6 protein-coding genes and 1 pseudogene are annotated in these 9,349 nt (G+C 60.5%); 1 reads left to right on the forward strand and 6 read right to left on the reverse strand.

All coding sequences use genetic code 11. From position 1 onward, the window contains the following. Positions 1–28 precede the first annotated feature (28 nt). A pseudogene (locus tag X738_RS86400) lies at positions 29–337 on the reverse strand (DUF4158 domain-containing protein); the annotation flags it as partial. A 156-nt stretch (positions 338–493) separates the two neighbouring features. Between X738_RS86400 and X738_RS74505 the strand changes: the two are divergent. After that, positions 494–1,171: a recombinase family protein gene (locus X738_RS74505; protein WP_031256515.1), complete on the forward strand. Its 678-nt coding sequence runs from the start codon at positions 494–496 to the stop codon at positions 1,169–1,171. 697 nt (positions 1,172–1,868) lie between these two features. Here X738_RS74505 and X738_RS85355 read toward each other — a convergent pair. The 5 genes from X738_RS85355 to X738_RS74525 all read right to left on the reverse strand — a co-directional run bounded on the left by X738_RS85355 (position 1,869) and on the right by X738_RS74525 (position 8,805). Then, a complete protein-coding gene (locus X738_RS85355; protein ID WP_023802854.1) occupies positions 1,869–2,855 on the reverse strand; it encodes a hypothetical protein in 987 nt (328 codons plus the stop codon). Between the two features lie 339 nt (positions 2,856–3,194). After that, entirely contained in the window at positions 3,195–4,394 is a 1,200-nt protein-coding gene (locus tag X738_RS74510) for a hypothetical protein (protein ID WP_023802855.1), read from the reverse strand. Position 4,395: 1 nt separating this feature from the next. Next, positions 4,396–6,141, reverse strand: a complete 1,746-nt coding sequence (locus tag X738_RS74515; protein WP_023802856.1) for a hypothetical protein — start codon at positions 6,139–6,141, stop codon at positions 4,396–4,398. Positions 6,142–6,153: 12 nt separating this feature from the next. After that, entirely contained in the window at positions 6,154–7,467 is a 1,314-nt protein-coding gene (locus X738_RS74520; protein ID WP_031256516.1) for a lipase family alpha/beta hydrolase, read from the reverse strand. 30 nt (positions 7,468–7,497) lie between these two features. Beyond that, on the reverse strand, positions 7,498–8,805 hold the full coding sequence (locus X738_RS74525; RefSeq protein WP_023802858.1) for a hypothetical protein: 1,308 nt from the start codon (positions 8,803–8,805) through the stop codon (positions 7,498–7,500). Positions 8,806–9,349 lie beyond the last annotated feature (544 nt).

Here is a 9,349-nt window from a genome sequence, read left to right on the forward strand (position 1 = left end):
TCCCAAGATAGGCGAGGAGGTGCGAGACGTGTTCCAGCCGGGTCGGCTCTCGCCTCGCATAGGAACTGAAGCTTTCCGGAGCGGCATCCAGTTGCTCGGCGATATAGTTGAGCATTGCCCGCGGCGGTATTTCGTTCGCCATGAGCGTCCTGCCCGGATATCGCATCAGGCAAAGCTGGGCGGCAAAGCCGAGCTGGTTATGTTTGCGCCTGCGGACCGCGATCTCCAGCCGATCGGCTGGAGACAGAGTATAGTGGCGGATCAGGCTGTCTTCATCGGTCGGCACACCGAACAGTTCCTGTCGATCCTGAATTTTTAGGAGCTTCCGCCGGGCCATTTTCTTTACTCCATGCAACATCGCGCCGATGGCCTCCGGCATGTCCGAAAACGACCGGTTCCGTACAGGGTGAACATAGCACTGTCCACAAATTACCTTGACATAGTTATGGACATGCACGACATTTCGGACAGCCTATTTGGACGAATCGAGCCCATGCCACGCACCTTTGCCTACGTCCGTGTCTCCACGACCGACCAAACGACTGAAAACCAGATTCAGGAAATCGAGGCAGCCGGTTTCCACGTCGAGCCACGCCGCATCGTCACCGAAACGGTCTCCGGCAGTGTCGCCATTGCGCAGCGCCGGGGCTTCACCCGGCTCATGGACAAGCTCGAAGCCGGCGATGTGCTCATCGTGACAAAGCTCGACAGACTTGGCCGGGACGCCATCGATGTGAGCACTACAGTGGGGAAACTGGAGGAATTGGGTGTCCGGATTCACTGCCTCGCTCTGGGCGGTGTCGATCTCGCAAGCTCCGCTGGCAAGATGACCATGAACGTCATCAACGCCGTCGCACANGTTCACTGCCTCGCTCTGGGCGGTGTCGATCTCGCAAGCTCCGCTGGCAAGATGACCATGAACGTCATCAACGCCGTCGCACAGTTCGAACGTGACCTGCTTATCGAACGCACGCAGTCCGGCCTCAAACGGGCAAGATCAGAAGGAAAGACCCTCGGCCGACCGGCACGGCTCAACGAAACGCGGAAGCACGATGTCCTTAAAGGACTGGCCAACGGCATGAGCGTTTCCGCTCTCGCCAGAAAGTTCGAAACCAGCCGGCAGACCATCATGCGCGTCAGAGACGACAGTTCACGTTCCGTTCGACCTTAGCGTATGATTTCGAGCAGCTCTTGTTCTGACCCCTTGTTGACGATCCCATTGTCGAGTCACCGCCGATGTTGTCTCTGTCTCGAACAATCCGGTTCTCGCCGCGGAGCTTGCGGCACTCATAGGTCAGATCCACGCCCCGTTGCGCGCTCGGTTCGGGCGCACGGGCGGAAGCGCCAGAACCGCAGAAGCCGCCGTGCCGATGAGGAAATCGGTGACGCCGGGGTTCGACATCAGGCGAAAGGCTTGCAAGGCGTTGTCGAGTTAGGGTCCGAGGATTCTGTCTCCCCGACGCAGTCGACGCGTTCCCGCGGTCTGCTCGATTAGCCAGTGGGCTCCCTTGTGTGCTGCAATGGATGCTTCCTTTGGATGCCCGTAGACGTTTCCGCGACCGACAGAAATGACGCCTAACGAGTTTGGCCCAGCAGGCTTGGGAAGAATGCCCGTAAAGAGGGCTCCATGGTGCGTCACGGCGAGGTAATCAAAGCTGCTTGAGGGCAGGTTGATTGTGTCGTAGTTCGCGTCACCCACCAGCAGGCCCCTCTTTCCTGATCGGAGCGTCACTATGAGGGCCAATCCGCTGTGATTTACTACGGTCGGTAGTCCGCCGCACTTGAGCAATTCGCCCCAGGACCAAGAGATGCGCCTTCCGGACCAACCCAGGAGCAGGCGTCGGCTCGCAAGAGCTGCTGCAATTTTTTTAGCTCCGGGTCCAAGACGCTGCACCGGAGTAATCCAGCACGCCCGTTGTAATTGAGGGAAGCGGAAGAACCCCGAGACGTGATCGAAATCCCAGTGCGAAATAATGACTGGGACGTTTGGATTGGGCGCCGGAAAGCTTTGTGGGGCAGGTCCGTCCGTTAAAGACGACTGGCCAACCCACATCGAAATACACCAGAGGTTGTTTATCCTCAGTCAACAGGGTTGCAAAGCTGGCTTGACCGACGTCGTTGATGCTGACTGTGTGGGGAGACGGGCTGGAGGCGAGAATGCTCTTAATGGTTCCCTCTTGCGTTAGCGCCGTTTGGGGGAACCCACATTCTTCAGCTAGGGCCCGAGCCTCATCCAGGTCGATACTTACTGCAGCACCTAATGACTTCAGGGCTAACTTGATTTCGCTCTCCTTCCCTACCTTTGCCGTCCCTGGTCGATGGTACTCAAATCGTTCGACCGCGATCTCGCTCAGTTCAGACACTTCATCCTGGTCCTGCCGCAGCGCTTCCCGGTCGAGGCCACCGCCACGCCCACCGCCATCGCCATCCGGACCTCCCTCTGGGCCGCCACGGAGGCTGTCATCGCTAAAGAGGAACGTTGCTGATTGTAGCGTGCCACGCGACAGCAGGCTGTATCCGGTCGCTGTAAGCTGGGCGTGAAAGGCAATCGGTCCCTTGCCCGTGGGCGCAATGTCCAGTGAAAACCAAAATCCAGGCTGTGGGGCTACGCCAAAAGTCCGGTTGAACAGCCCTTCGGTGGTGACCACCCGGACAAGTGCAAAGTGGCGCCGGTCATCGGGATCAAATAGCGCGTCGAAATGGCCGTCAGATGAGATCTCCACGTCTACGGCGTCAAATTCATAGGAGTGACGACTGTAGCGACCGGAACCGATCTGCTCAGCCCGTGCTACTCGTGCATAAAGTCTGCGCCGTGGAAATTCTGCTCCGTACACATACTCGTCCCTGTAACCCATGAGTATTTGCCCCGCGCGATAAATGGAGTGGAACTGACGCGTCGCGCTGCATGCGCAAATCTACTGGTTCAATCGGCGTGGGGTCTCCGCGCCGATCGGCACATTAAGCCGCTGAAATCTCACCGGCGAGTGGGGTCAACCCTTGGCGCCGGTTCACAATTAACTGGTTTGCTTCTGCGCGGTCGGTCGGGGTGAGCAGTTCATAAGGCATCGCGGCAACACGCATGGTCCTCGTCCCACCAGGCCGAGGCAGTTGACGGCAAAAAAAGAGGGGTGCCGACAAGCAGTCCGGCTGACAACGATCTGCGCATTTCCTCCTCCTGACCAGTGCGAAACTTGTTACGGTCCTCGACGCGACACCGGGGCTCCACCGTCCTCGGGAAAGATGACGTCGAACCAGCCATTTTCACCAAGGTCGCGCGTGTCGTCGAGATGCGCGCGATCGTTGACCAGGATCAGTGTATCGTTGTCCGGCACGCCGGAATACGCGCCTTCACGCGTCGATACGGCGGCGAAGCGCGGGCGACCGTCCGGCGCCTGCACGGGTAGCACCTTGTCGATTTGATGTCGCGGCGAGCCGTTCTTGCTACCGTGATGGCTGATCTTCAGGAAATGCACCGGTTTCAGTTCGTTTTTCCGGTCCATCATCTCCCAACTCTTCTCTTCGGCGTCGCCGGGGAAGAGCAGGCGCCAGCCGTTCCATTCGAGCTCGATGGCGACGCTTGAATTGTTGGCGGCCTTGTCGATCGTGCGCAGATTGGCGGCCATGCCGCTGGAACGAAACTCGATCAGGTCGAAGAAAGTCCCCGCGGAAACGCCGGCAGGCGGGGTGATGGCCTTCGCATCGAGCGACAGTGGGGCGGCGCCGTCGAGCACCGCCCCCAGCGTGCGGGGCGGCAGGGCGCCATAGTAAATCGACGTGTCCTCCTCCGGCGCGAGCAGCCGGACTTTCGTGTGGCGGAACGGGTGATGGTCCGAGACGTCGGTGGTGCGGTGCACATAGAGCGGCTTCGCCCCGTCAAGCCCGAGTTCGCTGATATGCTTGACGCAGTCCTTGGTGGATCGCGGATTGTTGATGTCGAGCAGAGCCTGGATGCCGAGCGGCACCGGCGCGGCGCTCTTTGCGAGGAACGCAGCGACGCTGTCGTAGGCCGCGAGTGCAGCGAGTTGCTTCCGCTTTGCCTTCGGGAAGCGGTCGTAATAGGCCTCGCCTTCCGACGAGGCAGTCATCCACAGATGCCTCGCCTTGAATTCGATGCCGAGCTTCCTGGCGCCATGGAGAAGCCCTTGCACATGGTCCATGTGCTCGTGCGTCATGATGTAGAGATCGACAGGTTCGCCGCCGAGCTCGTCCCTGATGTTCTCGAGCACCGGCTTGAACAGCTCGTCGCGGCCCGCAGTCCCGGCAAGCGCATTGCCGACGTCGATCAAAACGTTGACCGTGATCTCGTTGCCGGCATCATCAACCTCCGGAATACTCAGCAGGATGGCGTCGCCAAACAGCACATTGTAGATCCTGATCCTGAGTTTTTTCGCCATCTCAGTGCCCCATCATGTGCAGCATCTGGCCCATCGCGCGAATGCGCAGCGTGCCGTTCTGGATCTGGACGTTTGGCGAGCCGAACTCGAGGACACCCTCGGCGATATTGGCGGTAAGGAATACCTTTCGCATGGCGTCGTTGTGGGAGGTCGACGCGTCGCGCTGCGAGGGATGATCGGGGCTGGTCGACAGCAGCGTGCGCACCTTGCGCGTCTCCCAGTCGATCGCAAGCGTCGTGCCGCGCGTGACGGCCACCTCATGGAAGAAATCGCCGAACTGGAACTCCTGGGTGGACTGCCAAGCAACCTTGAACAGGAGCGCGCGCGTCACGGCCGGCTCGCCGTTCTTGCGCCAAGTCTTGCGGCTGACGTCGAGCCGCGGCCGCACTTCGAACGGGATGTTGACGGGGATCAATAACTTCTCGCGCCATTTTTCCGCGAACTGGTAGGCCGCCCAGTCGCTGCGTGCCAATTGGTCGAGATCGAGGTCGGCGGGCAGGTCGAAGCCTGGATCGACAGGATCGAGCGTTCCGGCGTCATCGACCATGCCCCGTCGTAAAAATTCCGCTTTGATGAAGTCACGCGGTTCGGAGTCTTTCGGGTTCGAATAGGTGTCGGCAGCGAACATGGCGCGGCCATAGTCGGCGAAGGAGATCTCGCCCGGCGGCAGATAGTCCAACGCACGGAAGGCGATGCGTTTGAACTTCTCAGTCGCCTTGAACAGCGCGAAGCCTGAAACGGAAAAGCGGATCTTGTCCTTCTCCTCCTTCGTCGGTGCCGGCAGGCTTGCCTGCTTTCGCTTCTGCTTCTCTTTCGCAAACTTCTCCTGAAAATCCTCCTGCCTGATTTCCTCGTACTCGGCGACAAGCAGAGCATAGAGCGCGCCGGTGAGCACAGTGCTGAGGTCGTGTGGCTCATTCAAATCGAGATCGCCGGGCTTAAGCATCGACGCCTTGTTGTTGAGGTCACGCAGCGGTCGCCCCTCGCCGTAGAGCGCCTCACCAAACTGCCGGGCGATCTCGTTGAAGGCTTCGGCTTTCCGCAGGTCGCCGCAAGTGTCGATCATCACCTGGCGCAGCAGCCGGTCCGTGCGTACAGCTAGCATCACCGCTCCGAGGTCGGCGATCGCTTCGTGTATTGCGAGGGATTGCGGAGAGGTCGCATTGTAGAGATCGGGCGCAATGCCGTCGAGGATCGCATGCGTTGTTTCGTGCGCGACGATGTCCGGAGACAGGCAGGTATAGACGAACTTGCCGCGCTTCTTGGGGGTGGGGTCGTCGACGAAGAAGAACTGCAGGCTGCGTGAATCGCGATGATAGAAGGCGTTGGGCATTTTTCCGGCGCGAGGCACGACGAGTAGCTGCTCTCCGTCGAAGGCCCAACGCAGCTTACGGCCGAGCACGTCCTGCGCCTCGAAGATCGACATCATCTTCATGACGGCCGTGAACACACTCACCTGCATGAAGTCGGTCGCGTTGAAATCCAGTTCGCTCTTGACCTTGTAGCGTCCCAGCGTACGGCCCTTCGGCGGGACGAAACGCGCCCCGGGCGTCACTGCGCCAGTATCGGGATCGAGGTCGATCACGGCGACGCGTCGCGACACCGGCCCGTCGAGCAAAGGTTCGTTCGCCGCGTACTCCCAACCCTGCATCAGGGTCTTTGCACCCTTTGGAGCGTGGCCTGGCTCGGTGTCCATATATTTCAGTTTGACTACGTTGGTGTCGGGAACGAACGTCTTCTTCGCCACGAGCGTCTCTCCCTATTTGTCAGTCACCGCGAACTGAACCGGTTTCTCAGCGGAAGGCTTGCCGACGAAGCGTGCCCGGTAGAAGCCTGGCTTGCCGATGGGCGGCAGGCGCAGCTTCAGCGATGGGATTGGAGGACCAGAGTAACTGACCTTTAGGGCCTCGCCGGCGGCTCTAAAGGGCCGGTCGGGTCCATCAGTGCTTTCCAGCACGACCTTGCCCTTGACGGTGTCGACCGGTGCCGACGGTGCGATCACCAGTTCGATCTCATCCTTCTTGCGGATGCTCAGGGACTGTACGGAAAGTGTTGCGGTCTCAGCCCCCTTCACGCCGACGGGCGGGGTCGGGAAATTCTTGCCGAAGAGGCGGAAGAACACGGCCTTGAAGGTGGTTTCCGTGAAGAAGCCGGCATGCTCGCCGACGACGAGTTGCTTCTGTGCCGAGACTGGAAGCGCGCTCCACAAGGGCACGGTGCCGTCGCCGGCGTCTTCGGAACGGGTCACCTGCTTGACGCTGGTGCCGACGTTCACGCGGGTCGCAGTCTTATGACCGGTCCCGGCGAAGTAGAAGTAGCGGATATGCGCGGGTTCCTTGCCCTTTGCGAGCGTACCATGTACCCAGGAGGCGCGGGCAACCAAAGTTGGATCCATTCCGAGGCTGGTGGCGACAGCCGGATTGTAGATATCGAGCTCGTCAAGTGTGCCGCCGACCTTGATGTCCCAGCAGGCCGCTTCCCCCGGCGCTGGCAGTAGTTGGTAGCCGGACGGATAGCGCCTGTCGGCGGCGATCTCGCGGAAATCCGCGGGACTCACGCCCATGGCGCTATCGAGACCAAGTATGCGTGCCAGCGCCAGCGGCGCACCGAGATGTGGCGTCCCCAGCGTCATGAACGCCTTGATCTTCCCGAACCAGGATCTTGCATCGAACTTGCCGGCCTCGAGCATCAGGCGGCTGATCAATCCGCCCATGCTGTGGGCGACAATGGTGATAGACGTTGTGCCGGCAGGTAGCACGTCGAGCCGGGCAGCCAAATGATCGGCGAGGGTCTCAAGATCTCGTCGCCAGTCATAGGGGAAGACATGGAGGCGGTCGCCCGACCCGCTCTCCTTGAAGCCAATCGCGGCGAGCGTGTCGACAAGCGGCTTATAGATGTCGAAGCAGGAGACCTCGCGAATGATATCTCCGACGAGGAGATCCTCGCGCAAGAGCTTCTGTTTCCGCTTGTAGCCGAACGTTACTTCGAGCGGGGTCGGCGGCCAGACTTCTTCACCATCCGGCATCGAAAGGATCGAGCCCATGATCCCAGGCACGAACACCACACAATTCATCGCACGCCCCCCTCTTCTAGATTGGCACCCCTACTGCGTCGGATCGAGTGTGCAGCCACAGCTACAGATGTGCGCCGGGCCGGTATTGCCGGTCCAGTTCATCCGGATGTGACCAAGGCCGGTACCCCCCACGCCGCCGATGCGATCCTCGGTGCGTCGCTCGTCGATGCCTGGCGCGGGATGGCCGATACTCCAGCGCGACGCCGTCAGTCCTTGGAGCGAGTTCGCTAGCGGATGCTTGTAGCTGTTGGGGTGGCCATAGGAGAGCGCCACGCGTGGCGTGCCCGCGCCAGGCTTCGTCGGCGCCACTCCCGACGCGCGACCGCCATGATGGGCGGCGACGAGGCCGGCGATCGCCTTGCCTGCGACAAGTGTGGGAATATCGCTGTAGCCTGCGTCCCCCGGCAGCAGGATCGGATCGCTGCCGGCTGATCCCCATACCCAGACGGCAATGCCGGACCTGTTCTGGTTGCTCGACGGCCCGGTGCAGCGCTCCAGATCGATCTTGCCGGCCGAGAGGATTCCGCTGCCGCTCCAGACCATCAGCGTGCCCGTGTTTGCAATGGCGCTTGCCATCGCCGACTGCGGGCCCGGGCCAAGCGTCTGCAGTGGCGCGATCCAAGTCATCCCCTGCGCAGCCGGATAGATGTTGGCCGCATGGAAGTGATCGTAGTGCCAGTGGGTGAGAATGGCCACAGGATGGTGCTGGAGGCAGATTCTGCCCATTGACGACGGCCAAGTTCCGGTGTCCTTCAGCACGCCTGAGCCGACGTCGACGTAGGCAATCACTTTGTCGGCGGAGGTCACCAGCGCATTGGCTGATCCTTGGCCTACATCGAGAACGAAGATGTGTTCGATCGACGATGCGGGCAGCGCCAGCTCGATCTCATCCTCCGGCCTGACGTATGGCGTAAGATCAGTCGCCTGCGCCAACATGCGCGCGAGCTTGTTCGACGCGGGTCGCACCGAAACCCTGGCTCGACGTGGCGGGCCGGCGATACTGTTGTAGACGGCGGCCTCACCCTTGTCGTCTGGGACCAACTCGATCTGCGACCACTCAGGCAGAGCATCGTGCGGATGCAGTGCAAGCCAGCCGGTCGCGGCGGGCGCGGCATCCGACGCATTTATTTCGATCGCGTAAATCGGCGCGCGGTCGACATGGCTTCGCCAACTGCCCAGTTGAGTGGGTGGACCGGGCAGCGCATAGGTCCGGTCGAAGTAGTCCGCGTCGACAGCGTCGAAGAGCACAAACTCGCTGTCGGCCCCGTCGATCAGCAGAGCGTACGCGCGGCTGGGAATATCGAAGGCCGCATCGCGTCGCTGGAAGAAGTGGTGCATGCTGCCCCCGAGCGCGCGTCTTTTTGCAGCCGCCAAAAATCTATGTTTGTTTGGCCAATATACTCGTGGCCGAATAATAAGTGAAGGTCATTTATGTCGTTGTGCTGAAATGGCGAGAAAGGTAGCGGACAAAAACTTTACATGAGGGAGGGAGGGACTTGCAAATTTCACGCCGCCATCCTTCATGCTGTCAACCGCAGCGCCTCCGTGAAATCGCCAAATGGATGGCCACTAGTATTCCATGGAATACGTGCACTCTGCTCGGTCGGTTGGTCTCGGCCGGGCTGATCGCCAAGGAGCCAAAGTCAGCCAGCGGGTGGCGCTCACCTCATCGGCGAGCTCGGCGTGAGGGAGATGACAGGCAAGGCGATATCGGTCGTGGGGTGTCGTCTAGCTGGGTCCAGGCTGGATATCACTAAAACTACCAATCCGGAATCGGCCCCGAAAGAGCCGGCTGCCCGCCTACTTGGCCAATCGATGGGGTGGACGCCCCCTAACGGCATCACAATGTGCCAAGGTAGCGGTGTCGAAACGTTGCTACAAA

Source organism: Mesorhizobium sp. L48C026A00, from assembly GCF_000502375.1.
Taxonomy (GTDB): domain Bacteria; phylum Pseudomonadota; class Alphaproteobacteria; order Rhizobiales; family Rhizobiaceae; genus Mesorhizobium; species Mesorhizobium muleiense.